The 26,026-nt window shown below is 33.4% G+C and carries 24 protein-coding genes, 1 tRNA gene and 2 pseudogenes; 19 read left to right on the top strand and 8 right to left on the bottom strand.

Going from position 1 to position 26,026, the window contains the following annotated elements:
- Nucleotides 1-23: 23 nt before the first annotated feature.
- On the bottom strand, nucleotides 24-503 hold the full coding sequence (locus HGO49_RS03330; protein ID WP_017532347.1) for an OmpA family protein: 480 nt from the start codon (nucleotides 501-503) through the stop codon (nucleotides 24-26).
- Between the two features lie 274 nt (nucleotides 504-777).
- Between HGO49_RS03330 and HGO49_RS03325 the strand changes: the two genes are divergently transcribed.
- The 12 genes and pseudogenes from HGO49_RS03325 (at nucleotide 778) to HGO49_RS03275 (ending at nucleotide 11,191) form a co-directional block, all read left to right on the top strand.
- Nucleotides 778-2,196 (top strand): gluzincin family metallopeptidase, encoded by a 1,419-nt coding sequence (locus tag HGO49_RS03325; protein ID WP_017532348.1) that lies wholly within the window; start codon nucleotides 778-780, stop codon nucleotides 2,194-2,196.
- A gap of 20 nt (nucleotides 2,197-2,216) precedes the next feature.
- Nucleotides 2,217-3,284 carry a rod shape-determining protein gene (locus HGO49_RS03320; RefSeq protein ID WP_017532349.1) on the top strand — a complete coding sequence of 356 codons (1,068 nt, stop codon included), beginning with the start codon at nucleotides 2,217-2,219 and terminating at the stop codon, nucleotides 3,282-3,284.
- Between the two features lie 227 nt (nucleotides 3,285-3,511).
- A complete protein-coding gene (mnmA, locus tag HGO49_RS03315) occupies nucleotides 3,512-4,624 on the top strand; it encodes a tRNA 2-thiouridine(34) synthase MnmA (protein WP_026092678.1) in 1,113 nt (370 codons plus the stop codon).
- Nucleotides 4,625-4,731: 107 nt separating this feature from the next.
- Complete coding sequence (locus HGO49_RS03310; protein ID WP_017532351.1) at nucleotides 4,732-5,922, top strand: WD1261 family protein; 1,191 nt, start codon at nucleotides 4,732-4,734, stop codon at nucleotides 5,920-5,922.
- Nucleotides 5,923-6,002: 80 nt separating this feature from the next.
- The gene (gene ppa, locus HGO49_RS03305) at nucleotides 6,003-6,509 is read left to right on the top strand and encodes an inorganic diphosphatase (protein ID WP_017532352.1); all 507 of its coding nucleotides are present in this window, start codon (nucleotides 6,003-6,005) and stop codon (nucleotides 6,507-6,509) included.
- Nucleotides 6,510-6,848: 339 nt separating this feature from the next.
- Nucleotides 6,849-6,939 (top strand) — tRNA-Ser (locus HGO49_RS03300).
- A gap of 118 nt (nucleotides 6,940-7,057) precedes the next feature.
- Nucleotides 7,058-8,185: a SurA N-terminal domain-containing protein gene (locus tag HGO49_RS03295; RefSeq protein ID WP_017532353.1), complete on the top strand. Its 1,128-nt coding sequence runs from the start codon at nucleotides 7,058-7,060 to the stop codon at nucleotides 8,183-8,185.
- 41 nt (nucleotides 8,186-8,226) lie between these two features.
- On the top strand, nucleotides 8,227-8,856 hold the full coding sequence (locus tag HGO49_RS03290; protein WP_017532354.1) for a ferredoxin reductase domain-containing protein: 630 nt from the start codon (nucleotides 8,227-8,229) through the stop codon (nucleotides 8,854-8,856).
- Nucleotides 8,840-9,367: a 5-formyltetrahydrofolate cyclo-ligase gene (locus HGO49_RS03285; protein ID WP_017532355.1), complete on the top strand. Its 528-nt coding sequence runs from the start codon at nucleotides 8,840-8,842 to the stop codon at nucleotides 9,365-9,367. Before HGO49_RS03290 ends, HGO49_RS03285 begins: the two co-directional genes overlap by 17 nt.
- Nucleotides 9,368-9,487: 120 nt before the next feature.
- Nucleotides 9,488-9,807 (top strand): annotated as a pseudogene (locus HGO49_RS07265) (IS4 family transposase); the annotation flags it as partial.
- 100 nt (nucleotides 9,808-9,907) lie between these two features.
- A pseudogene (locus tag HGO49_RS03280) lies at nucleotides 9,908-10,656 on the top strand (IS5 family transposase).
- Nucleotides 10,657-10,771: 115 nt separating this feature from the next.
- A complete protein-coding gene (locus HGO49_RS03275) occupies nucleotides 10,772-11,191 on the top strand; it encodes a hypothetical protein (protein ID WP_017532201.1) in 420 nt (139 codons plus the stop codon).
- Here HGO49_RS03275 and trhO read toward each other — a convergent pair.
- Complete coding sequence (gene trhO / locus HGO49_RS03270) at nucleotides 11,188-12,033, bottom strand: oxygen-dependent tRNA uridine(34) hydroxylase TrhO (protein ID WP_026092652.1); 846 nt, start codon at nucleotides 12,031-12,033, stop codon at nucleotides 11,188-11,190. The genes HGO49_RS03275 and trhO overlap by 4 nt on opposite strands.
- A 130-nt stretch (nucleotides 12,034-12,163) precedes the next feature.
- On the opposite strand from trhO, the gene HGO49_RS03265 reads away from it, so the two are divergent.
- A complete protein-coding gene (locus HGO49_RS03265) occupies nucleotides 12,164-13,762 on the top strand; it encodes an ABC transporter permease (RefSeq protein WP_017532203.1) in 1,599 nt (532 codons plus the stop codon).
- Between the two features lie 202 nt (nucleotides 13,763-13,964).
- Here HGO49_RS03265 and apaG read toward each other — a convergent pair whose 3' ends face one another.
- The gene (gene apaG, locus HGO49_RS03260; protein ID WP_012481895.1) at nucleotides 13,965-14,369 is read right to left on the bottom strand and encodes a Co2+/Mg2+ efflux protein ApaG; all 405 of its coding nucleotides are present in this window, start codon (nucleotides 14,367-14,369) and stop codon (nucleotides 13,965-13,967) included.
- Nucleotides 14,370-14,475: 106 nt separating this feature from the next.
- On the opposite strand from apaG, the gene HGO49_RS03255 reads away from it, so the two are divergent.
- Nucleotides 14,476-15,552 (top strand): 5-(carboxyamino)imidazole ribonucleotide synthase, encoded by a 1,077-nt coding sequence (locus tag HGO49_RS03255; RefSeq protein ID WP_017532205.1) that lies wholly within the window; start codon nucleotides 14,476-14,478, stop codon nucleotides 15,550-15,552.
- 1 nt (nucleotide 15,553) lies between these two features.
- Here the strand turns inward: HGO49_RS03255 and HGO49_RS03250 are convergent, their stop codons facing one another.
- Nucleotides 15,554-16,576: an aspartate-semialdehyde dehydrogenase gene (locus tag HGO49_RS03250; protein ID WP_017532206.1), complete on the bottom strand. Its 1,023-nt coding sequence runs from the start codon at nucleotides 16,574-16,576 to the stop codon at nucleotides 15,554-15,556.
- A 138-nt stretch (nucleotides 16,577-16,714) separates the two neighbouring features.
- Between HGO49_RS03250 and HGO49_RS03245 the strand changes: the two genes are divergently transcribed.
- Nucleotides 16,715-17,140 (top strand): hypothetical protein, encoded by a 426-nt coding sequence (locus tag HGO49_RS03245; RefSeq protein ID WP_017532207.1) that lies wholly within the window; start codon nucleotides 16,715-16,717, stop codon nucleotides 17,138-17,140.
- A 28-nt stretch (nucleotides 17,141-17,168) separates the two neighbouring features.
- On the opposite strand, the gene HGO49_RS03240 is transcribed toward HGO49_RS03245, so the two are convergent.
- Nucleotides 17,169-18,455, bottom strand: coding sequence for an APC family permease (locus tag HGO49_RS03240; RefSeq protein ID WP_007302140.1), 1,287 nt, complete (start codon nucleotides 18,453-18,455; stop codon nucleotides 17,169-17,171).
- A 70-nt stretch (nucleotides 18,456-18,525) separates the two neighbouring features.
- Nucleotides 18,526-19,800, bottom strand: coding sequence for an APC family permease (locus tag HGO49_RS03235; RefSeq protein ID WP_012481896.1), 1,275 nt, complete (start codon nucleotides 19,798-19,800; stop codon nucleotides 18,526-18,528).
- Between the two features lie 138 nt (nucleotides 19,801-19,938).
- On the opposite strand from HGO49_RS03235, the gene HGO49_RS03230 reads away from it, so the two are divergent.
- On the top strand, nucleotides 19,939-21,378 hold the full coding sequence (locus HGO49_RS03230; protein ID WP_017532208.1) for a hypothetical protein: 1,440 nt from the start codon (nucleotides 19,939-19,941) through the stop codon (nucleotides 21,376-21,378).
- A 198-nt stretch (nucleotides 21,379-21,576) separates the two neighbouring features.
- On the top strand, nucleotides 21,577-22,347 hold the full coding sequence (gene surE, locus HGO49_RS03225; RefSeq protein ID WP_017532209.1) for a 5'/3'-nucleotidase SurE: 771 nt from the start codon (nucleotides 21,577-21,579) through the stop codon (nucleotides 22,345-22,347).
- On the opposite strand, the gene hisS is transcribed toward surE, so the two are convergent.
- On the bottom strand, nucleotides 22,344-23,567 hold the full coding sequence (gene hisS / locus HGO49_RS03220) for a histidine--tRNA ligase (protein WP_017532210.1): 1,224 nt from the start codon (nucleotides 23,565-23,567) through the stop codon (nucleotides 22,344-22,346). The two genes, surE and hisS, sit on opposite strands and share 4 nt — an antisense overlap.
- On the bottom strand, nucleotides 23,564-24,136 hold the full coding sequence (locus HGO49_RS03215; RefSeq protein ID WP_006015115.1) for a NifU family protein: 573 nt from the start codon (nucleotides 24,134-24,136) through the stop codon (nucleotides 23,564-23,566). Before HGO49_RS03215 ends, hisS begins: the two co-directional genes overlap by 4 nt.
- A gap of 169 nt (nucleotides 24,137-24,305) precedes the next feature.
- Here HGO49_RS03215 and HGO49_RS03210 point away from each other — a divergent pair, with 169 nt between their 5' ends.
- Together HGO49_RS03210 and HGO49_RS03205 are read left to right on the top strand one after the other, a co-directional pair.
- Nucleotides 24,306-24,557: a DnaJ domain-containing protein gene (locus HGO49_RS03210; protein ID WP_237398585.1), complete on the top strand. Its 252-nt coding sequence runs from the start codon at nucleotides 24,306-24,308 to the stop codon at nucleotides 24,555-24,557.
- 91 nt (nucleotides 24,558-24,648) lie between these two features.
- Complete coding sequence (locus HGO49_RS03205; protein ID WP_017532213.1) at nucleotides 24,649-25,818, top strand: ankyrin repeat domain-containing protein; 1,170 nt, start codon at nucleotides 24,649-24,651, stop codon at nucleotides 25,816-25,818.
- Nucleotides 25,819-26,026: the final 208 nt, after the last annotated feature.

Raw genomic sequence — 26,026 nt, 5'->3', positions numbered from 1 at the left:
GATCCAGGTTTTAATGCAAGAAACTACTTCTTTATTCCAGAAAATGAAAATTCCACTCTACGATTTTTAGCATGCTCTTTTTCATATTTGGAATTTCTAGAATCATCTTTTACATTAACCAAAGGCTCAGTTTCACCTTTAGAAGCAGTTTTTATTCTATTTTCTAGATAAGGTGTACAGCTGACCATAAATTTTTTAGCTGCATCTGCTCGTCTAGCTCCTAGTGCAAGATTATACTCGTGAGAACCACGATTGTCAGTATGACCAGTTAAAGTGACCTTTGCGTCAGGATTATTTTGTAACACTTCCATCACGTCAAGTAATGCATCTGCACTCACTTCACCGATACTAGATTCATCATAACCAAAGAAAACTCTTTTATCACCTATCTGCTTAACAACAGCATTCATTTTATTTGTCGTATTTACTCCTTTTTTAGGGCAAGAACTTACACCAGTAAGCAGTAAACAAAAACAACACATTATAATCAGTCTACTCCACATCACTAAACCTCCATAAATTTAAAATATAGTGCGTAATTTTAATTTTAGTACTAATAATCCCTCTATACTAGAATAGAGTCAAGGGAAATAAAATACTAAATGTTTTCTTTACAATCTTATAATTAATTTTCTGATAAGATGTTCAATTCTTAGCAATAAAATACAATAAAAGAATAAAAATACAATTTTTTATTGTACTTTAAGCAAATATACTTTTAACTTTATTATTAATCTATTACGATATTAAGCAGATGTTTCAAAGCAATGAATAAAAATGAGATCTTATAAGTTTTTAGAGGAAGTATTACATAAGGTAAGGAATATCGAAAACACACTAAAACTACTAAGCAAAAGCCAATTGAATGTAGAGGACAAAGTTGAACAAATGTGTCTTCTAGAGGAAATCAGACATGAAATTATCTCTCATGATGCAATAAAGGAATCATTAGCGAATGCTCTTAGGAATAAAAAGAGTGCTAATATTCAGCAGCTAAAGTTAATAGAGGGGATACACAAAAGCAGCAGCGCTATTCCTGTTGATTTAGTAAAATCTTTGTCCAAAGCTAAGATTGAATGCCAAAACTTATGGAGGCTAACTAATTCTGAAATTAGTAACTTAGAAAAGCTGAAAGAATGCTTTACTAACCTAATTAAGCTTACTCGTGAAGCAGCTTCTATAAAATCGCAGCAATTAAAGCGCTCAAACTATGAGTCATTGCTTGCTGACTATGACTCTAATATCACAGAAAAGAACATAAAGGAAATATTTCCTAAGCTAGGTAAATTTTTTAGTGAAAATGTAGAGAAAGTAACTCAAAAGCAGAAGAAGGATAAGGTTACTAATATACAAAAAGTTACGGTTCAGAGACAGATTGAACTTGGTTCCTTATTCTTACAGCAAATGAGTGTTACACCAAATGAGATTTCCATTTCTTATTACGATCCTATTGATTATGATGAATCTGACCTTTGTTATGGTTTATTTTTACTTTTACGGCATACTGGTTATGCAATTCATCAAAAATGTTTAGCGCAAAATTCTATAAAGAGCTCAATTACGAAACATATTATGTATGAAACTCAAGGGTTATTCATGGAAAGGATCATTGGAACATCCAGAGAATTTATTGAGTTCATTCAACCACACATAAAGGAGAAACTTTCTACAAAAGGCAAAATTAATAGTAGTGTTGAAAATTTGTATTTGATTTTCAATAAAGTAAATCTTTCATCTTTTTTGAAGAATGCGGATGAATTTAGTTTATTGGCTCACATTATGCTAAGAACTAAATTAGAACAAGATTTAATAAATGGTACGTTAGAAGTTAAAGATCTACACGATAAATGGTTGGAAGGTATGAAGCATTACAAGATTTCAGTAAAAGCTAAAAATGAGCTAGACACTTATTTTCAAGATGAGTATTGGATAAGTGGTGTTATAGGCTACTTTCCTATTAAAGTCATAGCGTTAATCGCTGCTGTGCAGTTTTTTTCTTTTATTAAGAAAAATCATTACGAATTTTTAGATTCTATAGTAAAAGGAGATTTCAGTTTACTTATCGATTGGTTCTCTAAAAATGTATATAGTGCAAATTATGGTTTTTTGGAACAGCTAAAAAAGGTAACAGGTGGGGATTTAGATATTGAGTGCTACACTAGTTACTTATCTGAAAAGTATAATTTGTCTCAATAAATGGTTTTCTTGAGTTGTGTATGAGTTTTGTTCAGAATTTAATCAGAAATTTTTTTACTTTCAAAGGTTTATTTGCTAGCGATATTGCTATAGATCTTGGTACTGCAAATACTTTAGTTTATCAGAAAAGTCAGGGGATAGTGCTTGATGAACCCTCAGTTGTAGCAAGAGTAAAAGAAAAAGGAAGTTACGTTCCTTATGCTTTTGGCAAAAAAGCTAAGATGATGCTCGGAAAAACACCTGGAGAAATAGAAGCGATAAGGCCCTTGAAAGACGGAGTTATTGCTGATTTTAAAAGCGCGGAAGAAATGTTAAAATATTTCATACGCAGCGCAAACACAAGATTCACTATTAATAAGCCTAGTATTATCATATGTGTTCCATCTGGATCTACCCCAGTTGAAAGGCGTGCTATACAAGATGCAGCAGAAAGTGCTGGTGCAAATGAAGTATTCTTAATTGAAGAACCAATGGCTGCAGCAATTGGGGCTGGACTTCCAGTTACCGAACCTGAAGGTTCTATGATTGTTGACATAGGAGGTGGTACAACTGAAGTTGCAATTATTTCTTTAGGTGGAATTGTTTATTCACGTTCTGCCAGAGTAGGTGGTGATATTATGGATGAGGCAATAAAGTCATACATTCGTGAAAATCATAAGTTATTGATTGGCGAAACAACTGCTGAAAAAATTAAGAAAAACGTCGGTTCAGCCAGTCTGCCAGTTGAAAACAACAAAGAGGGAATGATAATTAAAGGCAGGGATTTAGTGAGTGGTATGCCAAAAGAAATGCTTTTATCAGAATATCAAGTTGCAGAGAGCTTAATAGAGCCTGTACATCAGATAATTTCTGCTATTAGAACTGCACTGGAGAGTACTCCACCCGAACTTTCTTCTGATATAGTTGATAGAGGAATAATTTTATCTGGTGGAGGTGGGTTATTGCGCAACTTGAGTAAAGTTATTAGTGAAACAACAAAATTACCAGTTCGTGTTGCAGATGATCCACTTTGTTGTGTTGCCCTGGGTAGCGGAAAAGTACTTGAAAACATGGACTATTTTGGCCATGTTTTATTCAAGCAAGATTAAATTGTTTTTGAAGGCAGTTTATCGAATTGTTTTGATGGAATTATGTAATATAAATGAGATCCCAGTGTCACGCACCAAGTAATTTAAAGGCAACTTCCAGCAGGAAGGGGTGTCATCCCAGCGCTTGACACTGGAACTTGACTACAAATAAGTATGCTGTTTCGATGAAATTGTGTAATAGAAACTGGATTCCAGTGCTTGACACCAAGTTTGTGTTTATAAATTATATGCTAAAAGAATTTGAAATTGAACCTTTATTAAAAGATAAAGCTCCGCATCAAACTAAGGCTATTGTTGCAATGTCCGGGGGAGTTGATAGCTCCGTTGCTGCAGCACTGCTGTATAATCTTGGGTACGAAGTGATAGGTGTGACTCTTCAGCTATATGGCACTGATGGCAATGCTAATGCAAGAAAAGGTGCATGCTGCGCTGGACAAGATATTTATGACGCCAAACGCGTAGCTGAAAGTGTTGGCTTTCCTCATTATATTTTAAATTACGAAGAAACATTTAAAAAGGAAGTAATAGAAGATTTTGCGAATACTTACATGCGTGGGGAAACCCCCATACCATGTGTAAGATGTAACCAAACAGTAAAATTCCGTGATCTATTGCAAGTCACAAAAAATCTTGGTGCGGATGTGCTTGTAACAGGACATTACGTAAGAAGATTAGAAGAAAATGGTGAGGTAAAGTTGTGCAGAAGTATTGATAAAAGTAAAGATCAAAGTTATTTTTTGTTTGCTACAACTGAGGAGCAGTTAAAGCTTTTGCGATTTCCACTAGGTGGGTTTTATAAAAGTGATATAAGAAAATTAGCAAAGTATTTTGGCTTACAAATTTCTGAAAAGCCAGACAGCCAAGATATATGCTTTGTTTCTCAAAGCTATACTAAGACAATAGCTAAATTAGCTCCACAATCTGTACAGAAAGGTAAAATAGTAGATATTCATGGAAAAGTGTTAGGTGAACACAGTGGCATAGTAAATTTTACAGTAGGGCAAAGAAAAGGCCTCTGCATTGCACACAGTGAGCCTCTTTATGTAGTAAGAATTAATACAGAAAATAATGAGGTTATAGTAGGTCCGATCAATGCGCTAATGCAAAAAAAGATATTGGTCAAAGAGTTAAATTGGCTAGAGCAACCAAAAGAAGGGATGGAAGTCACTGTGAAGCTCAGGTCATCACATGCAGGAAGCTTAGCAACAATACATTCAACTGACGAAAAAAACAAAGCCTGTGTAATTTTAAACGACGATTACTTTGGCATCAGTCCAGGTCAAGCCTGTGTAGCGTATAAAGATGAGCAAGTAATTGGCGGTGGATGGATATGCTCTTAACTAAAGGGCTTAATTCTTTGATACAGAGTGTAAACGTACAATAATATTTATAGCTATTTTGCCATGTATCCCTTATACTATAAAGTAGAACATTATAGGTTTTAGCAATGGTTAAGGAAGTTGAAGAACTAATAAAAATTGTTGGTAAAGGCAATTTATTAGAGGCCTTGTTTATTTTTTTAGGCAATTTTCAACATGCTAACTTAACTGGTAAAATAGACCATAGAAACCATATTGGTTTGTCTTCATTCGTTAGAAAAAAAGAGGAATCATTAGATAAATATTTTAACTTACAATTTAGTCTACAAGGGTTGTTCTTAATTTATACTCAAGCTTATAAAATTTTAAGCGGAAGTAATAATCTGAGCACTCAAGATATCATAGATGAAATATATAAAGTTATTAAGGAGTCTGAGTTAGGTAAAGACATACACGAAATAGTAGATGGAAGAAAATTAGATTTACTTAACGTTTTGGCAAATCCAAAGAGAGAATCAATATTTAAAACAGCAGAAGATTTTGAAAATAAGGTGCTTATTGATGTTAGAAGGTTGTTAAGTGAAGAAAATGCATTAAACGAATATGATAGAGAATTTACCTTAAATAAATGCATTATTAACTTCTATTATTCTATTCACAACATAAAAGTAGATAAAGATATAGCATTGTTCTTTTCTTTAGGTAGTCATTATAAAAAACTTTCGTCATCTAACAAAACAGTAAAAAGAGAAGTATTAGAGATATGTGAAGATCCATTAATAGAGGGCTATATAGTGCTCTTAGCTAGCTCACTACACAAGATCGAGCTATCAAGTAGAGATAAATATACAGTCGACTATGAGAATGTGGATTGGCAAGAGAAGAAACAATCGAAACTGAATGGATTAATATATCCTATAAATAAAAAAAACACCCTAGAGCGATTGTTAAACAACCAAAATAGTGATGAATTTGAACAATTAGTAACAAGCTCTGAGAATATACACTACTTAGTGCCACAAAAAGAAAAAGATCGTAAAAACACGTCCTATAAATTAGCTTTAGGTATGTTTATATTGTCTATTGGATTATATACTGCTGATTATTTCTTTATGGAGCAAAAATTATTCAACTCAATAACAAATATTTTGCCACAAAGTAATCTCATCAATTTCATAGTTGCTGCAGTACTTACTATCGTAATAGTATATGCTTTATTTCAACTACTAAAATCACCTCAAGAACCGCCACATTCAGCAGTCAATGGTGCAATTATTAATGATCTTACAAATGGTCCTACACAGTCCAGGCGTTCATGAATCTCTACTTATAAATGATAAATGTAGCACTCTTAAAGTGTATGCTATATAATATCTTCTCTTGAATAACGAGGTAATCCATGGATTTAAGTAAAATAACGATAAGTTCAGATGAAATAAATGTAGTAATTGAAATAAGTGCAAATGCTCATCCCATAAAGTATGAGTTTAATAAAGAGCTTGGTTTATTAAAAGTTGATAGATTTTTGTCCACCTCAATGACTTATCCTTGCAATTATGGGTTTATACCAAATACCTGCGCAGGTGATGGTGACCCTGCGGATGTTTTGGTGCTAACTCAATTTCCTTTAGCGTCTGGAGTTTTGATATCAGTGCGTCCAGTAGGTGCATTACTTACCAAAGACGAGAAAGGAGAGGATGAAAAAATATTAGCCGTACCTATCTCTAGTGTTGATAGCTATTATGACAATATAAACAACTATTCTGACCTACCTAAAAGCTTACTAGATAAAATAGCTCATTTCTTTTCTCATTATAAAGATTTAGAAAAGGGAAAAACGGTGACAGTTGGAGAATGGGCTGATGTAGAAGAAGCAAAAAAAATCATTGAAAAAAGTAGAAATTAGTTTGCGTTGATTTAGCCTTAAATTACAGTTATTCGGAAAAATATTGTTGTTTTTAATGGGTAAATATTGGTATCCGTTCAGGATAGCGGTAAGGTAGTATAACCATAGAGTAAAAGTGAGTTTACAACAAATGGTGTCATCCCAGTGCTTGACACTGGGATCCAGTCCTTTCGCACAAAAAACGTTGTAAAGTAACTTAGTTGGATCCCAGTGTCAGCTACTCTGATGACAAGAAAGGGAGTACAGGTTTCAATATTTGCATGCATCTGAACAGATACAAATATTGCAATTAAAAGCATTAGACAGGCAGTAAAGGTCTTGATATTATAGTAATAATTTGGAAGGGTGGCCGAGCGGCTGAAGGCGGCGGTTTGCTAAACCGTTATACGATTGAAAAGTCGTATCGAGGGTTCGAATCCCTCTCCTTCCGTATATTATTGTTTAGGTATTCATTACAGTAATTTTACCCTCTTTTTAAATTATTAAAAAGTTAGCTAGCGTTTATTCAGTATTTATTATAGAATTAGTTATTAGCTAAATAATTTTATATGCATAAAATACTAATTTTGATATTAATAATGCTGCCGCTTAGGTTACTTGCAACTGAGATTGAAATTGTTGCAGATGTAAATGGTGAGCCAATTTCAAATTTAGATATCGAAAGACGTATAAACTTCATAAATTCATTGCTTGGCACTCAGAAGATTAATCAAAAAGAGGTAAAATCTCAAATTCTAAGACAGTTAATAGACGAAATTATCATTGTCAGCGAAGCACAGAAGATGAATATAGAATTGAGTAACGAGGAGTTAAATAATGCTGTCACGTTATTCTTAACTCAAAGTTTAAAACTTAAGGCTGATGAAGTTGATCAATACGTAAAAAAGCATAATATAGATCTCAATACCCTAAAAAAACAAGTAAAGTGTCAGCTACTGTGGAACAAGATTATTGAAGTAGGAGTTGTACCGCTTATTAATATCAGCGATCAAGAAGTGGATGATGCAAGAAAGCAAAAAGAGAAGTCTGATTACCTTATTACGTTTCAGGAGTTCATAATTCCCGATCAGAAGATAGCTGAAGACTTAGTAAAAAAATTACGTACCAGTAATAATCCAGAATCTTCAATAAAGATGCGCAAAGCAACAGTTAATTTAAGTCAGCTAAAAGGTACTCTCAAGGACGTTTTGGAAAGATTAGAAATCAGTGATGTAGCAGGTCCGATTAGTTTAAGCGAAGGTTACTCTGTTATAAAAGTCATAGATAAGGTACAGCTCGACCATACACTGCTGGAAAGTATTTTAAAAGTAAAACAAGTTATGGTTAAAGCTTCAGAAAATTTACTCTCTAATTTTAAGGAGCAAAAGGTCAGTTGTCTAAATGTTGACAAATTAGCAGACGATTTCAAGTTGCCAAGCGTAAAAGAATTTAAAGTAAAAATGCGAGATTTAAATCCTGATTTACAGATTTTATTTAGCAAAACAAGTACGAATGAAATAGTAGAATTAAGAGAAAATAGTACTGCAAAATTGATGATGTTATGTGATATCAAAAATAATGCAATGGATATAGAAGCAATCAAACAGGAAATGTATCAACAAAAGATTATGATACAAAGCAACCTGTTATTGGATAATATGCGTAAAAATGCAGCTGTTAGTTATCGATTTAATTGAAGCTAGAGAATATTTTTCGTTTTTTACTCTGTAAAAAGTTTATGAAGAATATAATGCTGATTGGCGGCGGGGTTGGAAATGCAGTGTTATTTTCGATAGGCAAAGCTTGTCTTGAAAACAATCATAAGGTTTTATATTTCGCTGGCTATAAGAAATTAAGTGATGTATTTAAACGAGCACTGATAGAACGTGCATCAAACGTGACAGTTTGGGCATGTGAAGAAAGATTGATAGAAACAAGCAGAGAACAGGATAAATCCTTTCATGGTAATATAGTTGATGCAATAATCTCATATCAGCAAGGAAAGTTAGGTAAAATTACTATTAGTTTAAACACTATAGATAAAATCATCACTATTGGTTCTGATAAAATGATGAAAGCTATAAATGAAGCTAGAAAAACAATTTTAAAACCATACCTAAAACCAAATCACGTAGCAATATCATCTGTTAACTCTCCTATGCAGTGCATGATGAAAGAAATCTGCGCTCAATGTATTCAGCAACACATAAATAAGGAAACAGGAGAAATAAGTTTTGTTTATAGTTGCAGTAATCAAGACCAGGATATGGAGCTTGTTGACTTTGATTTTTTAAGTGAGCGCTTGAAGCAAAATAGTTTACAAGAAAAGCTCACTGCAAAATGGATAGAACATGTTCAAAGACACTAAACAGCACAAAGAGGAACTAAGGAAGCAATATAGAACCATAAGAAAAGATATTGATGAAAGTTATTCTAATTATGCAGCAAATTCTCTTATTAATCTTTTTAGTCAAAACTTAAGTTGCGTTAAAGGTAAAACAATAGCAGCGTACATTCCAACAGACGGAGAAATTAATGTTGTGCCTTTGATGCATCATTTACTCGATTTAGATTATAAAGTAGCAATTCCTAATAAAAATAAGTTATTAAAATTTGAGGAATGGAATAAAGCAGATGAAGATATAATTCCCGACACAATCATTACCCCTATTGTTGCTTTTGATGATCATTTTAATAGATTAGGTTTTGGAAGTGGTTGGTATGATACAATGATAAAAAAATTACGGCCGCTTAGAAAAATATTTATAGGTGTAGCCTATGAGAAGCAATATTGTAAAAATTTACCTGTGGAAAAACACGATCAAAAATTGGATATTATAATTACTGAGATGTGTGTTAGATTGAAAATGGAAAAGTAGGGATCTATTCGGGAACGTTTAAAAAAGGATAGGCATCAAGTTAAGGAAATAAAGGTATGAAGAAGATAGGATAAGAAGATATAAAATTCTCTCGGATATATTTTAGTGAGAGAACTAATGATGAATAAAATAACTTGCTTATCAAATTACCTCAACAAATTTTTTAATGAAATGGCAAATAATTGAAACAGAAAAGGAAGAGAAAATTGAGTAATTGATGATTCATAAAAGCTATAATTTTGGGTAATATAGGGGTTACAAACTGCAGCATAGATACAATGTGTCGATTATTAAATGAAGAATCTGTGATAATAACGAAACAGGGTTTAGATTTCAGGTTTACTAAAGAAGCAGTAGAATTTATGAAAAGAATGTACAATGGCTTTATTTTAAAATACCTGCAAATTGATTGTAGAATCTTGCAGCAATTTAAAAGCATTGGATAGTAGCTTTGCCTAAGAACCTGTTAAGAATCTTGGAGAGATGAGGTAAAATAGGCATAGATTTAAGAAAGAGGTATATCTATGCAAAACAAGTGATATAAGTCGAAAGCAATTTGAAAAAATCAGAGCAATTTTAGAAAATAGTAGAAAAAGAACAAAACCAAGAAAACTTGACTTATATCATGTGTTTTATGGAGTGCTATACGTCCTAAAAAGTGGCTGCCAGTAGACCAAAGAACTTTCCAAGGTATATATTACTATTTTCAAGCTTGGAATAAAAAGAATGGAGAGGAATCAAGTTTACTAGTTAAAAAAAATTAGTTGGAGAGCAACAATGGTCGAAAAGAGAAAACCAGTTTCTGTATAATTGATGCCCAAAGTGTTAAAAATACAGATACCGCTGAAAGTAAAGGCTATGATGCTGGTAAAAAGATTTCAGGCATAAAACGCCATATTGCAGTTGATACGCAGGGTTTACCACATGCAATTTATGTAACAACAGCAGACACAACTGATCGCAGCAGTGCTATGAAAATGGTTGAAAGTGCGCAAGAAAATCTCTCTGAGGTCAAAAATGTACTTGTTGATGCAGGTTACACCGGAGAAAAATTTGCAACTCAAATAAAAGATATTATCGGTGCAACTGTTGAGGTTATAAAGCGCAGTGAGTTATATTCTTTTGTTGTGCTTCCAAAGAGATGGGTTGTCGAACGCTCTTTCGCTTGGTTAGAAAAATGTAGACGATTGTGGAAAAATTGTGAGCGTAAACTTAATACTAGCCTACAGATGATTGTTCTCTCCTTCGTTTCTCTCCTAATTACGAAGATTTTAAACAGGTTCTTATAGCGCTTTAGTCCCACCTATAGTAGTAAGATTATCTACTTATTATTGTATGGGAATTTACCAATTATTAAGATAATCAGTGTAGTAAAAACATATTCTAATAGTATGGAAAAATAAAATGATACCTGAACAATCTATAAAAAATGGCGTTATAAATTTACATAATTTTCGTAACAACACAATAGGTGAGCTTATCGATTGTTTAAAAACAAGAGACGATATCAAAGAATTTGCTTTTGAAGATGATGATACTGATCATAGTATACAATCTATACAATCTATACAATATAGAAAAGGTAGAAATATTAGTAATAATATGAAACTTAGGTGTATAGGTGTAGGAATTGGTTTAGTTGCTGGTCTAGTTGCAGGATGTTGTTTAGGGCAAGAAACTTTAGCTCTTATTGGCGGTTCTGGTGTAGTGTTGATTGCATTTGCTATAGTTGGTGCATTGCTTGGAGCTGGAGCGGGCTATGTCGTAGGTAAATGCCTTGACAAAATTAAGGTTACAAATATGCAAGGAGAAAGAAGTTGTTAAAGGTTCGTGTTATATTCTGAATTTCTTTCAATACTTAAAGATTTACAATCAGAGCAAACTACCTGGCCACGTGGAACTGATTTCAGCTCATCAGTTGAAACTTTACTTGAGCAGAATATGCATTTTATTTTATCACTTGGGGCGAGTGAGTGATCAACAGCAATTCTATCATCAAAAACAAAACACTCGCCCTCCCAACTACCACTTTTGTTGTGAGTTTTTTCAAGGTAGGAAAGAATACCGCCTTTAAGGTGGTAAACATCGTTAAATCCAAGGCTTTTCATATATGCTGTAGATTTCTCGCATCTGATTCCACCAGTGCAGTACATAGCCACTTTCAGATCTTTACTCTCAGAGAAAGACTCTGCCCACTGAGGAAAATCTCGAAAACGCTGAGTATGTGGATTGATTGCATTTTTAAACTTGCCTAGTTTTACTTCGTAATCATTTCGTGTGTCTATCACTAAAACATCAGGTTGAGAGATAAAATCATCCCAATAATCTGGATCAATGTACTGACCTCTAACGGAAGTATCGAGATTACTTACACCAAGATTCACAATTTCTCTTTTTAATCTCACTTTCATCTTACTAAATGGTTGATATTCTGCTGCACTCTCTTTCCATGTAAGGTCCCTTAGTCTATAATCAGAACGTAGAAAATCGAATATTTTATCAATCGCGTTTCTTTCACCAGATACGGTTGCATTAATACCCTCTTCTGCAAGGAGTATAGTACCCTTTAATTCGACATTGTCGCATGCAACTTTTATTTCATCTTTCATGTCATAATAATTAGAGAGTTTTACAAAATGATAGAAAGTTGCAATGACAAAACTCATAATTAATTAGTTTATCGATTTAAAACATAATATATAAAATTATGAAGATATTCAATAGGACGGCTGTTAATTACTGGATATCTTTAGTTTTTGCATATAACATTTTAATATCAAATATAGATTCAAGTTAATGTTTCTGAGAGTATTTAAAAATATATTCTTGTTTTTAGTAAGTGTATTATTTGTCTGCCCTATACTATCGTTAATATCGATTCTATTTACAGAATCAGCAAACTCTGGATGGGTAATTAGTAGACTTTTTCCTGAATATATACTCAATACGTTGATTTTGATGGTAGGAGTAGGGTTAATATCCTTTATATTTGGAGTAATTCCAGCTTGGCTTACTACATTTTTTTCGTTTCCCGGAAGTAGAATTTTTGAGATTGCCTTATTCTTTCCGATATCAATTCCTGGATATATAGTATCGTTTGTTTATGTAAATACGCTAGAGTTTTCAGGTCCGATTCAGAGCTTGTTAAGAGATACTTTTCAATTGGGCAAAGGTGACTATTGGTTTCCCGAGATCAAATCCCTAGGTGGTGGAATATTAGTAATGGGATTTAGTCTATATCCATACGTTTATATGTTGGTCCGCTCAAGTCTAAAGAGCGTTAGTAACTCAGTCACTATTGCATCAACACTTGGGTTCTCCTCATTACAGAGTCTGTTTTCTGTCATCATACCCTCCATACGTCCATCAATTATAGCTGGGTTATCCTTGGTACTAATGGAAGTAATTACAGATTTCGGCACACCACAGTTTCTTGCTATCGATACTTTCACGACAGGAATATACCGTACTTGGTTTTTATTGCATGACAAATATTCAACTACTGTTTTGGCAGTTGCAGAACTGATTTTCGTTGCAACACTAATAGTTATCGAGAAAAAACTACAAAAAAGAGAAATATCTTACTCTTCAATCAATACTAATGCAGATTATCACAATAAACGTAGTATAAACGGTTCTATATCGTTGATCTTTTCTTATCTTATGTGTTTATTGCCGATATTAATAGGCTTTATTTTACCAATGATTCCACTTATATATTGGAGCATAGAGAAAGGCTTTTTCATATACGAAGCAAGATTTTACAATATAATAACAAACAGTATTAGTTTATCATTTATTACCGCGCTAATCTCGATCAGCATTGCAATAATTATTGGATATACAGCACGTAAAAATAAGGTAATAAGCAATATAGCACGTCTCATTTCTCTTGGATATGCAATTCCAAATGCAATTATTGCAATTAGCATAATAATGTTTTTAAGCAGAATATCCTCTTTAATTACTCAATATATTGTGGAAATTAGCTTGGTAGGAACTATTGGTGCATTAGTTTACTCATATTTATTTCGTTTTTTTGCTATATCTTTCAAGGCGATAGAGTCGGGACTCAAAAAAACACCAAATGAAATTGAATGGACTGCATATACTATGGGTCATGGGCCTATTTCCACGTGCCTGAATATTCATATTCCCCTTATCAAGAAAAGCATACTATCGGGATTTCTGCTCGTGTTTATGGATACGGTAAAAGAACTCACGGCAACACTAATTATCAGACCATTTAATTTTGAAACTATATCAACTAGAATATATGAACTTGTAAGCGACGAGCGTTATAGAGAAGCTGCCCCATTTTCGTTAATGATAGTTATTATAGGTTTAACCTCTACAATAATCTTATTCACACTTGATGATAAGAATCAAAAATAAACTATTTTGCATCTGTTCAGCAGAGTAACAAAATAAGATAGACGAAAAAAGACAACTATAGAAGCAAATGGTCAGTGCTTTCGTGTTTATCAACTTAGTTGGATCTCAGTATCAGCTACTCGGATGACATTATGGAAGCTCAAATGACAAAACAAGAAGCACTGGTTTCAGATGCACTTAAACAAATACACTATCTTGATGATCAATGAGGTCTAGTGTTAACGTATGGACTATCTAAGGAAAAGGGTGGTACCATAACATCAAAGGTTTTTATGCTCTCTTCGTTCAGAAATTCATATTTACCCTGCATTATTCCTGATGGTGTATTTAAGTATGTTCCACTTGTATATTTGAATACCTCTCCAGATTTTATTACAGGTTGTTCTCCAATAACACCAACTCCGGCAATTTCATTTATTTTCCCCTTATGATCTATTATTTGCCAATAGCGACTTAATAATTGAATGGTTGATGAGCTTTTGTTTTTTATCTTAACATTATACATCCATACGTAACAATTTTCATAAGGAATGGATTGCTCTTCAATGTAAATTGGCAAAACTGTAACTTCAACAGAATTAGTAATAAGTGTGTATTTCATGGTCATCGTAAAGTGTTCATGATAAAAGTTTAACACACTTCAATTATACACTTTTTTCATAGATTTTTCAAGCATATTATCGTACTCTAACTAGGAAATATTAATCTACATGATGAACAAAACAGATCCACTGGATAAAAAAGTGATAGGAATAATAGGAAGTGGGCAATTAGGTAAAATGACTGCTATCGCTGCAATAAAACTTGGGCACAAAACGCATATTTTTGCCAGTACTAAAAACGATCCAGCTTGTTCTGTTGCTGATGATTTAACAATAGCAGACTTCTGTGATAAGAGGGCACTTGAATCTTTTGCACAGAGTGTGGATTTAGTCACTATTGAGTCTGAAAATATTCCATGTAGTGCAATTGATATTGTGTCGCAGCATACAGATTTTTATCCAGGTAAAAAGGCGTTACACATTTCGCAAAATAGGCTGAGAGAGAAAGATTTTATTAGAGATTTAAGCATAAAAACTGCTGATTACAAAAGTATACAAAATTATAATCAGCTACTAGAAAGTAGTGAAACTTTTAGCTATCCAGTGAGGCTAAAAACAACAGAAATGGGTTATGATGGAAAAGGACAATATGTGATTGAAAATGATTCTGAACTGAAGCAATTTGCTTCTTTCGATTGGAATAAAGAGTACATTCTTGAAGCAAGTGTTGATTTACTGAAAGAGGTTTCAATAGTCGTTGCAAGAGATAAAAACGGTAAAGTAGCTTTTTTTCCTATAGCAGAGAATCACCACGTTGACGGAATACTTAATACTTCAATAGCACCAGCTAAAATAGATAATAAATTAGCCCAAGAGGTACAAAAAACTGCAGAGAAAATAGCAACTGCGCTTGATGTAGTAGGAATTCTAGCTATTGAATTTTTCATCACTCAAAATCATGAATTACTAGTTAATGAACTGGCCCCAAGACCCCACAATTCTTGCCACTGGAGCTTGGATGCATGCAACGTTAGTCAATTCGAGCAGCTAGTTAGGATAATATGCGGGTTATCTATGCAGGAAGTAGTATTACGCTTTCCTTGCATGACAAAAAATATAATAGGTAATGATATATATAATTCTCACAAATATTTGAGCAACGAAAAAGCTAGTTTAACCATATATGGGAAAAAAGAGGTTAGGGACAAGCGTAAAATGGGACATGTCAATATAGATTTAAGTTATTGAGCTATAAATGCTCTTTGATCAAGATCTCCAAGATCTGCACTATATTTAGTGCTGCACCTTTGCGTAGATTGTCAGCTACTATCCACATATTTAATCCGTGTTTAACGGTATCGTCTTGTCTAATACGCGATATGTATACGGCATCCTCTTGCACAACATCAATCTGAGTCATATATCCACCATCTTCGCGCTTATCTTGTACTAAAACTCCATCGTCTTCACTGAGCATTTCACGAGCTTCTTCTTCAGTTATATGCTGATCAAATTCTACATTTACTGCTATAGCATGACCAACAAGAACAGGTACTCGGACACAAGTTGCAGTTACTTTTATATCCTCTTCTAAAATTTTTTTTGCCTCCTCTTGCATTTTCCACTCCTCTTTTGTAGAACCATCTTCCATGAACTCTCCTATATGAGGAATGCAATTAAATGCTATTTGCTTAGGAAATATTTCAGGTTTTTTAGCTTCATTCATAAAGATTTTTTTTGTCTGATTGTAAAGCTCATCCATTGCTGCTTTACCTACACCAGAAGTTGATTGATAAGTTGAAGCAACGATTCTCTTTATTTTTGCTTTTTGGTGTAATAAATGTAATGCCAGCAACATTTGTATTGTAGTACAATTTGGATTAGATATTATGTTATGGTTTTTATACTCCGTAATTTTATCTTTGTTGATCTCTGGAATAACTAGTGGCACGCCTTCTTTCATCCTAAAATGAGAGGTATTATCTACGACAATACATCCAGCTTCAGTTGCAATCGGTACGTATCTCTCGGAAACATGAGACCCAGCACAGAAAATTGCTATATTAATTCCAACAAAATCGTAGTTCTCAAGGTCTAAGACAGTTAATTCTTCATCGCCGAAACTTACCTTTTTTCCCTCTGATTTTTTTGATGCAAAAGCAACAACAGAATCTATTGAAATTTTTCCTTCGTCTTGAAACTCGGCAAGCGCGCTTAATACCTCACGCCCTACTCTTCCTGTTGCTCCAATAACTGCAATCTTACATCCCATATAAATAAACCTTTGATTTTAAAGCTATATTATATTTTTACTGATAAAATTTACAATTACTTTAATATTTTTACCTTGCAATTAACCATAATTTAGTTATAATTATAAGATACTAGTAATATTGCATGGTAGAATGAAATGAGTAAAAAACATGATGACACTAAGGTCAAATCTGTAGTATCTGCATTTCAAAAGCCTGAAAAAGTCAATAGATTAGAGATTCAAGATGTTCTTTCGAAAAAAAGCAAGCCAGCGATAAATTTTGATGATAAAAAGTATGGTGTAAAAATTCCTAAGACAGATCAGTATCTATCAAATAAAAAGCAAGAACCTTTCAGACTAAAGGATTTTTTAAGTTCAATACCAATAATAGGAAGATTTTTAGTGAAAATTTTCACGCCTGAAAAAGAAGAGTATAAAAAACTGCAATCGCAAATAGGTCTTTCTAATAAAGCAAAAAATGAGATCTACATAGATAATAAACGCACAGAAGAAGTAGGTAGCAAACTTGAGAATGGTAATATTGAACAAGTAGATAAAGAGAAAAAAAATCTTGGCCCATAAATATTAACCATTTAAAGTGTATCTCTCACTACTGAATTTGTTGCACAGAAGTTTTGCAGTACCAAAATAAATAAATGGGTATGCCACTTGCAGTGAACAGGCTCGAAATCAGCAGAGTACCTACAGGGGTTTCTAATATCACCCAACAACAAAAGGTTGTTGCTATGCTACCAATTAAAAGCTTATAACAACTCCTCTCCTGTATAATAACCTTTAGAAAGGCAAAACAGCACGCAAGATAAACGAACAAAAATGAAATTACAGAAAAGTCAATAATCGACGTAATCTGCTGGGCAAAATTGTTGTTTGAAGTGAGAATTAGTAAAATTGCAGTTCCAATTGAACTAACTGTTATTCCCCAAAAAGGAGAGCCATGCTTGTTCCTTTTAGCAAAGAATTTTGGCATTAGTCTATCTTCTGCAAGACCAAAAGCAACTTGTCCACTAGATAAAACCCAAGCGTTTAGACTGCCAACACAAAAAATGAATGCAACTATAGAAACAATTAAATGCCAATTACCAGAAAACATAATTTTTATCGCATCAACATATGGTGCTCTTGAACTTGCTAAATTGTTGCCATTGATCAATCCCATAATTGCAAAATTGTTGATAAAATATATAACAGCAACACAAACTGTGCCAAGCACCACAGCTTTTGGTATAGTTTTAGCTGGATTATCAACTGACCCTGCAGGTGCTGTTGCCAATTCAAGTCCAATAAAACACCATAAAGTAAGGAGTGTAGAGCGGGCAAGAATTTGCGATGTTGTAAGACTTAATATTTCTTCACTTATGATAAAATTATTTCTATCGAAAAAAAACAACGCTGCTACAGGTATTGCAAGCAATACAGCAACCTTCACAACCGTGAGCAGAAACTCAACGTGCCCTGCAGTAGCTATTCCCCTTAAATTTATTAATGTAATGATTGTAAATAACAACAGCTCTAAAAATAAACGCATACTTTTGATATCTTCATGGAAAAATGGTGTAAGATAGCCAACACCCACAACTATTAAAGCTGTTGTACTAACCCATGAGATTACCCAATATGTCCAACCAACAAAGAACGCTGCGGTAGAACCAAAAGTATGTTTCACATAAACGTGAGGACCTCCTGTTTCTGGAAACTTTGCACATAGCGTAGCAAAAACTAGCGCAAGAGACACAGCACCAGCTCCTGATATCATCCAACTTATAAGGCTATAAGCGCCATATGGAGCAAGGCTAATTGGAAGCATAAAAACCCCAGAGCCGATCTGACTACTAATGACTAAAGCAAAAACAGCCCAAAAACCTATTTTATTTGACACAATACCTCTTAATTCTATTAATGTAAGCCAGTAGTATAGCTTAAGAATTTTAGCAAATAAAAAATTTAAGTTAAGTTTTTAGTTTATGATACCAAAGTAGATAAATAAGTGTTCCGCTTAAAGGGAATAGACTTGATATTAACAATGTTTTTATAGAAGTCTCGTATATTACCCAACAGCAAAAAGATACAGCCACACCTCCAATTAAAAATTTGCAGTAGCTTTTGTCTTGTATATTAACTTTGAGAAAAGCAAGGCTACATGCTAAGTAGATAAACAAAAATGACACCACAGAGATATCAATTATTGAAGTTACTTGCTCAGCAAAACTTTTGTTTGACGTTAGGATAAGTAAAACTAACACCCCCAAAGTACTGAGTATTATTCCCCATAATGGAGCATCATGCTTATTTTTTTTGCCAAAAAATTGCGGCATTAACTTGTCTTTTGCAAGGCCTAAGGTGACCTGTCCATCAGCTAAAAACCAAGCATTTAAATTACTTACAGAAACGATAAAGGCAACAACAGAAACAATTAAATGCCAATTACCTGGAAGCATAATTTTTATCGCATCAACATATGGTGCTTTTGAACTAGCTAGTTCATTACCACTTATCAATCCCATAATTGAAAGACTATTGATGAAATATATCACAGCAACACAGACTGTTCCAAGCACTATAGCCCTTGGTATTGTTTTAGAGGGATTATTGACAGATCCTGCAGGTGCCGTTGCTGATTCAAGTCCAATAAAACACCATAGAGTAAGGAGTGTAGAGCGCGCAAGGACTTGAGACATCGTAAAGTTTGATACTTCCTCACTTACAACAAAATTATTTCTATCAAAGAAAAATAATCCTGCTATGGGTATTGCAAGAAGTGCGATAATTTTAACAATGGTCAGAAGAAGCTCAACATGCCCAGCAGTAGTTACCCCTCTTAAGTTTATTAGCATGATAGCTAAAATTAATGTTATTTCTAAAAGCAAACGTATATCTTGTATATCATTATGAAAAAGCGGGGCTAAATAACCGATACTTGCAATTGTCACAGCTGTTGAGCTTACCCACGAGCTTACCCAATATGTCCAGCCAACAAAAAAAGCTGCTGTAGAGCCAAAGGCATGTTTCACATAAATATGAGGACCACCCGTTTCTGGAAATTTTGCGCAGAGTGAAGCAAAAACTAAAGCAAGAGATATAGCACCAAATCCTGATATAACCCAGCTTATGAGGCTATAAGCGCCGTATGGTGCAAGGCTGATTGGGAGCATAAAAATTCCAGAGCCAATTTGGCTACTAATCACCAAGGCAAAAATAGCAAAAAAGCCTATTTTATTTGACACGACAATGTTTAATTTTTATCTGAATAATTAACAATATAGTTGAAGCTCAGAAATTTCAATTGGTCTTTACAAAATTTGCATTTTTTTAATTTAAGCATATAATAAAAAGTATATTAATAGATTATTAAGAGGCGGGGTATGAATCCAAGGTTAAAAGATTTTTTGATTATTTGTGGGGGTATTTTATTGTTTGTTTCCGCTATTGGAGCAATTTTTTTATTTGAATATTTATTTGATATCTTTATTAATGCGCTTTATGCATTCCTTCTTGCCAAAACTTCAAGTGAAGTATTAGCATTTTTTGGAACACTTGCAATTTTTTTAGCTGTTGGCGTTTCATGCTACGGACTGCATAAGCTCTGTTCTATTTTTACAGAAAAAATTACAAGCAGCTATCAGTCTTTCAAAAATGAAAATAGTGATGATAACATTTTTTCTGAAGTATATAATGATCCAACAGTAGGGTTAAAAGATAAGATTTTATTTTTTTCTATATACTCAATATACTACATTCAATTACCATTTTTGTATTGTGCATCAAAGATATCAGAACTTAGTAGAATGTTATCAGAGAGTAGAGCGCTCGGTCTTAGAATATGTTTAGTGCTTATCAATACTATATTATTGATCCCTGTAGCGCTTCTTGAGTTAATAAAGTATCCATTAATAAAGCTCTTCTCGCCTCTGGGTTTAAGTGTAAAGCAAATGAGCTTTTTGTTTAATGTAAGTGATGTAGGTACTGGTAATCAGAATGTTCATACTAGAAGTTTTGAGCAAAGTGTTATTGAGTGTGCCAAAAAATTAAAGGAAGAATATGGGACTCCGTCAAATGAGCTGGATGAAGAGTTTAAAAACTATATAGGCGGTTTGACAAATCAGCAGAAAGAACTGATAGCGCCTTATTTGAAGGTAGATAATTATAGAGAAGGAGAATGGGTAAGGTGGGTAGATTCCAAAACCGGACTGACATTAACACAGGCCATAAATCTAGTTTTAATTGCAGCAACAAAGCAAAATGCAGATGTAGAGCTGTTGAAATCCATATTGCTGGTTCGTTTTGAGGAAAGTAATCGCCAATGTGGTCCTGGAATGCTTAATCGTATCATTTATGCATTAAGTGGCCTTGAAGCAGAAAATAATTTTGCAGCTCAACTAGAGCCTCAGATAATAGGAGAATTGGCCGGTAATGCTACTAAAAGATTTCTTGAGAGATCTGTAGATAAGCACTACTTTAAAATAAAAATTTTAAAAGAAAATTTTGATGACTTATATTCGCTAGGTTCTGAAGTGGATTTGAGCAATGCAAATGATGAAGTAAAGGATGGAATTTCTCATATGAGAAGTGCTATAAAAGAATTTGTATTTAAAGAGTTATATGTGAAGTTTTATAATGACTATGGAGAACATATTCGTAGAGGACAGATAAAACAAAAGCTAAGGGAATTAATAACAGGTGAAGTCGTAGATGCAGCAATATATGGTAAGATAGATGAAGTAGCAATACCTGCAGAACCATCCACTTGCCTTGAAAGAGTGAAAGCATTTTTGGGAAATATAGCAAGGTTTTCTGCTGCTTAGCACGCCTCTAGAGTTTACTAAACTTTGATTGTGAGTTAGGTGTGAAGCTAAAAATTGGTATTTACGATTAACTCACAGCAAACTAAACGATGGCAACCTGGTCACCCTCTAATTTTTCCTTATTGATTCGTAGCAGGTTCTTTGCTATGGTTATGAAAAGAAACCTCATCAGTATACTTTGATAGGTGAGTATTATATATGATAATATTGATAACAAATGATGATGGTTTTGAGAGTGAAGGAATAAGATTACTTAAAGAAATTGCACACAATTTTGCATCGGAAGTATGGATAGTAGCACCAGATACTGATAGGAGTGGAGCTGCAAGGTCTCTTGACTATCCAGTAAAGCAATTTATTAAAATAAGTCAACATAGTGAAAGGGAGTTTAGTGTGTCTGGTACTCCCGCAGATTGTGTCATTATCGCGTTAAATAAAATTATGAATAAAAAACCAGACTTAATATTATCTGGAGTAAATATTGGATCAAATGTCGGCGATGATATTTGTTATTCAGGCACAATCGGTGCTGCAATGGAAGGTGCTGCAAGATCTATACCTTCTATTGCGCTGAGCCAAGTTTATCATGATAAAATAGACTGGAACAATACAAAGATTTTTGCACCAAAGGTTATTGCCAAGCTAATGAAAGTTGGTTGGCCTAAAGATATAGTGATGAGTATAAATTTTCCTGCTACAAAAAAAGTGAAAGGGGTCGAATTTGCTGAACAAGGTGAATATAACATTGATGGTGATTTAACTTTTACTGAAAACTTAAATGGTTCTTTGAGCTTAAATTGGTCTCGGGAACACTCAGGCAGTGGTAGTGTAGATAAAATAAAAGGAGGTTTTATTACTATTACACCGATAAAATTAGATTTTACAGATTATGATATATTAAATGCTATGAAAAATTCTTGTGCAGAGGAATTTTCTTCTATAGCTAACACTCCTATTGCTTCTGATTAGATATTTTCTACGGTTTTATCGCGAGCAATCATTTTTTCTTCACCCGTGTCCATATTTTTAATTTTTAAAGTTTTACTGCTTAGCTCTTCATCACCAAAGATTAATACAACTTTTGCATTTGCTTGATTTGCTTTTTTCATTCGGGTTTTTAGAGTTCCACTATATTCGTAAATCACATATAAACCATTTCTGCGTAATTCACTTGCAAGTGTTAGAGCATGTTCTTCAGCTTCTCCACCGATTGGAATTATATAAATAGGCCTCTCTTTTTTTTCAGCATAGTTGATTAATTCCATTATACGCTCAATCCCCCCTGCAAATCCTATTGCTGGAGTGTGTTTTCCACCTACTGAAGATACTAGATTATCGTATCTTCCACCGGCAAAAACTGCTCCTTGTGCACCTAAATCTTCTGTGACAAATTCAAATACTGTGTGACAATAATAGTCTAGACCTCGAACTAATTTGCTATTTACAGTGTAAGGTATGCCAAGAGCTTGCAGTCCATTTAACACCTGGTCAAAGAAATATGAAGATTCTTTTGTATAATAATCACTGATTTTTGGTGCGTCAGAGATTATTTCTTTATCTGTCTTATCCTTAGAGTCTAATATTCTGAGTGGGTTTTTAATCAATCTATTTTGACTATCTTCTGATAGGTCATTTTGAAACTTTTTTAAATACGATATCAAAGCTTCTCTATACTTACTTGTTGTTTCACTATCACCCAAAGAGTTGATTTCCAGTCTTACATTCTCATTGATGCCAAATTCAGTGAGTAAATGCTGAGCAAGTGATATCAATTCAATATCAGCTTTTGGATTTTCTATGCCAAAAACTTCAAAATTTATCTGATGAAATTGCCTTTGTCGTCCCTTTTGTGGTCTCTCATAACGAAATGCAGGTCCTGTTGAGAATAATTTTATCGGTGTTTGCAGTTTTTTTTCAATGAGTAGCCTGACAATTGCTGCAGTGAATTCAGGACGTAAAGTTATGCTCTTTCCCCCTTTATCATTGAAGCTATACATCTCTTTAGTGATGATATCTGAGCTATCACCTAAGGTTTTTGTAAAAACCTCCGTATACTCAAATATCGGAGTTTGAGCAGGCAAAAAGCCGTATAAACTTGAGATTCTGTTTGCTATTTGCTCTATATATTTAAATTTATACCATTCATCAAACAAAAGATCTTTCGTTCCTCTAACTGTTTGACTAGTCATAGCATAGTCTCTATACCTGAAACTTCTGGTATGTGATAGCTTAGCATATTCTGCACTCCTTGTTTTAAGGTAATTGCAGCACTTGGGCACCCAGAGCAAGCTCCTTGCAGTTCAACGTAAACTATTCCGTCTTTATAGCCACGGAACTTTATATCACCACCATCTTGAGCAACTGCAGGTTTAATATAACTTTCCATCAATTCTTTTATTCTATTTACAATTTCTATATCATTTTCATTAAAGAATTCTTCCTCTAGCATTTTATTATCACTTACTCCTTCTTTATCAAATGCTTTTCCACCAGAAGTAAAGTGATCCATAATTGTAGTTAAAATTTCCACCTTTACTATATCCCAATTCATTCTATCTGATTTTGTTACTGAAATAAAATCATGACCAAAAAATACTCTTACAACATGTTCTATTTGAAAAAGATTTACTGCTAGTTTAGAGTTCTTTATTTCATCTGCATTTGAAAAATCAGCTGTTTCTCCTTCGCTCAGAATTTCAAAACCAGGAAGAAATTTCAGCGTGTTTGGGTTTGGTGTTTCTTCAATCTGGATAAACATGTTATTTACCATGACAATTATAATTGTTACTATTTAATCATAAAATGATAAAAAAATATACATGTCATTCATCTTCTTCCTTTTTTTGATATTTACAATAATCACGTTTGTTTTACCTAGCGTTGTTGTATTTTTTCTCTTTTTGGCAAAGAGAAATAACATAAGTTTTATGATGAACTCTATATTAAGTAAGTTTTTGAACGAATTTAACAGTAGTAAAAGTTACACCAAAAATTACACTGGTGATAATATGTCCAAAGATGAAGCATTAAAAATACTGGGGCTGAATTCCGAGGCAAGCCAAAATGAAATCAATAAGGCATACCAAAATTTAATGAAACTGGTCCATCCAGACAAGGGAGGATCGGAATATTTTGCACAAAAATTAAACGCAGCACGTGATAAGTTGCTGAAGACCTAATTTTTAACCATTGTTTTCTCTGTAAATTTTATTTGTACATATTAAGTTGCATGATATAAAGCCGGAAACATTATTCTTTAGGAGGTATTTGATGAAAAAACTTGAGAGATTGAGAAAGAATTTATTTGCGGCTATAGATGAGCTTAATATTAAGAAAGTTAAAAGATATGTTAAAAAGGCAAGATATATAAATAAAGAAAAAGAGATTATTAATGGTAAAAAAGATGGTATGGCACCTATACATCTTGCTGTTTATAAAGGTAGCTTAGAGATAGTGCGGTTTTTGCTTAAAAATAATGCTAATATTAATGCTGTTAGTGATGGATGTCTTGTTCCTTACTCGTACGTTACTGCCATGAATAGCAAAACAGAAATAAAAGAAATGATATATCATTGTACTAGTAGTACCAATTCCCAAGTAATGCAAGGTTTTACAGCTTTACACTTAGCCTTTTTTTATTGTCGATTAGATATAGCTAATTTTCTGCTCAATAATAAAGCTATTGATCTTAATATTAGCAGTGCAAATGGCAAAATAGCATTTGAGGTTATTCCAGGTTATGAAAGTCTTTGCAGTGATGGCTGTGACATAAAAAAAATATTCTTAGCTGTGTTAAGATTTCATAAAAATAATTGTACAGAACTATTACTTTCTGCTAGAATAAATACTAAGTTAAAATTAGAAGCTGGTGATACCACAGATGCAGCAAGTAGCACGGCGAGTCTTTCATTATCCCCTACCAAAGCAATTAAGATGGAATTGGAAGTTAGTAACACCACAGACTTGGCAAGTAGAACAGTGAATTCTTCCTTCACTCTTATCAGAGAAAATTTTGAAGAAGTTAGCAGCACTGCAAGCAATGCAGTAAAACCTTCTTCTTTTATTAATAGTATATTTAGTTGGATGGGAACTTCAACAACTGCTGCACTCAGTAGCTTATTTCAGAGTGCCCCTGCTTTACCTTCTGCACAGCAATCTGTTGACCACTTAGATGGTAGCCCTATTGGTTCTTCACAAGTTGATTTTAATGGAACAGCTCTACTAACTGATGTAATTGTTAGAAAGTTAACAGGAAAAAAGTATTCAAAGCCACTAGAAGATTCCCTTCTCACAATACAAGAAATTAGAGAAAGAAAGCTTAACACTATAGAAAAAAACTTCGAGACGGCACTTAGTAAGTGTGAAAAACTTTATCAATGTCCTGAAAGTTCATTAAGCAATTTAACGATATCTAAAGGTATGCATCAAAAGTCCCTTTAAAATAAGCACTCGAGTTCGAGTGCTTATATTTAAAAACTTATCCCTTATTTCCTTTTCTAAAGCAGATTGCTTCTTATTAAGAGCAAAAAAATTTAAATAAGGAAGCTCAGCATGTCTTGTACGAAAGTTAAAGTGATAGATTGCTGAAGACCTAATTTTTAACTATTGAAATTTTTTCTGTAAATTTCACTTGTATATATCAAATTGT

The sequence above is a fragment of the Wolbachia endosymbiont of Diaphorina citri genome, assembly GCF_013096535.2.
GTDB lineage: Bacteria > Pseudomonadota > Alphaproteobacteria > Rickettsiales > Anaplasmataceae > Wolbachia.
Note: the sequence above shows the minus strand (reverse complement) of the source record. Positions and strands in the feature narration are given on the sequence as shown.

What these genes read in the sequence shown, in the direction of transcription:
- HGO49_RS03330 (WP_017532347.1), bottom strand. Translation starts at nt 503, where the DNA reads ATGTGGAGTAGACTGATTATAATGTGTTGTTTTTGTTTACTGCTTACT.
- HGO49_RS03325 (WP_017532348.1), top strand. Translation starts at nt 778, where the DNA reads ATGAGATCTTATAAGTTTTTAGAGGAAGTATTACATAAGGTAAGGAAT.
- HGO49_RS03320 (WP_017532349.1), top strand. Translation starts at nt 2,217, where the DNA reads ATGAGTTTTGTTCAGAATTTAATCAGAAATTTTTTTACTTTCAAAGGT.
- mnmA (WP_026092678.1), top strand. Translation starts at nt 3,512, where the DNA reads ATGCTAAAAGAATTTGAAATTGAACCTTTATTAAAAGATAAAGCTCCG.
- HGO49_RS03310 (WP_017532351.1), top strand. Translation starts at nt 4,732, where the DNA reads ATGGTTAAGGAAGTTGAAGAACTAATAAAAATTGTTGGTAAAGGCAAT.
- ppa (WP_017532352.1), top strand. Translation starts at nt 6,003, where the DNA reads ATGGATTTAAGTAAAATAACGATAAGTTCAGATGAAATAAATGTAGTA.
- HGO49_RS03295 (WP_017532353.1), top strand. Translation starts at nt 7,058, where the DNA reads ATGCATAAAATACTAATTTTGATATTAATAATGCTGCCGCTTAGGTTA.
- HGO49_RS03290 (WP_017532354.1), top strand. Translation starts at nt 8,227, where the DNA reads ATGAAGAATATAATGCTGATTGGCGGCGGGGTTGGAAATGCAGTGTTA.
- HGO49_RS03285 (WP_017532355.1), top strand. Translation starts at nt 8,840, where the DNA reads ATGTTCAAAGACACTAAACAGCACAAAGAGGAACTAAGGAAGCAATAT.
- HGO49_RS03275 (WP_017532201.1), top strand. Translation starts at nt 10,772, where the DNA reads ATGATACCTGAACAATCTATAAAAAATGGCGTTATAAATTTACATAAT.
- trhO (WP_026092652.1), bottom strand. Translation starts at nt 12,033, where the DNA reads ATGAGTTTTGTCATTGCAACTTTCTATCATTTTGTAAAACTCTCTAAT.
- HGO49_RS03265 (WP_017532203.1), top strand. Translation starts at nt 12,164, where the DNA reads ATGTTTCTGAGAGTATTTAAAAATATATTCTTGTTTTTAGTAAGTGTA.
- apaG (WP_012481895.1), bottom strand. Translation starts at nt 14,369, where the DNA reads ATGACCATGAAATACACACTTATTACTAATTCTGTTGAAGTTACAGTT.
- HGO49_RS03255 (WP_017532205.1), top strand. Translation starts at nt 14,476, where the DNA reads ATGAACAAAACAGATCCACTGGATAAAAAAGTGATAGGAATAATAGGA.
- HGO49_RS03250 (WP_017532206.1), bottom strand. Translation starts at nt 16,576, where the DNA reads ATGGGATGTAAGATTGCAGTTATTGGAGCAACAGGAAGAGTAGGGCGT.
- HGO49_RS03245 (WP_017532207.1), top strand. Translation starts at nt 16,715, where the DNA reads ATGAGTAAAAAACATGATGACACTAAGGTCAAATCTGTAGTATCTGCA.
- HGO49_RS03230 (WP_017532208.1), top strand. Translation starts at nt 19,939, where the DNA reads ATGAATCCAAGGTTAAAAGATTTTTTGATTATTTGTGGGGGTATTTTA.
- surE (WP_017532209.1), top strand. Translation starts at nt 21,577, where the DNA reads ATGATAATATTGATAACAAATGATGATGGTTTTGAGAGTGAAGGAATA.
- hisS (WP_017532210.1), bottom strand. Translation starts at nt 23,567, where the DNA reads ATGACTAGTCAAACAGTTAGAGGAACGAAAGATCTTTTGTTTGATGAA.
- HGO49_RS03215 (WP_006015115.1), bottom strand. Translation starts at nt 24,136, where the DNA reads ATGTTTATCCAGATTGAAGAAACACCAAACCCAAACACGCTGAAATTT.
- HGO49_RS03210 (WP_237398585.1), top strand. Translation starts at nt 24,306, where the DNA reads ATGATGAACTCTATATTAAGTAAGTTTTTGAACGAATTTAACAGTAGT.
- HGO49_RS03205 (WP_017532213.1), top strand. Translation starts at nt 24,649, where the DNA reads ATGAAAAAACTTGAGAGATTGAGAAAGAATTTATTTGCGGCTATAGAT.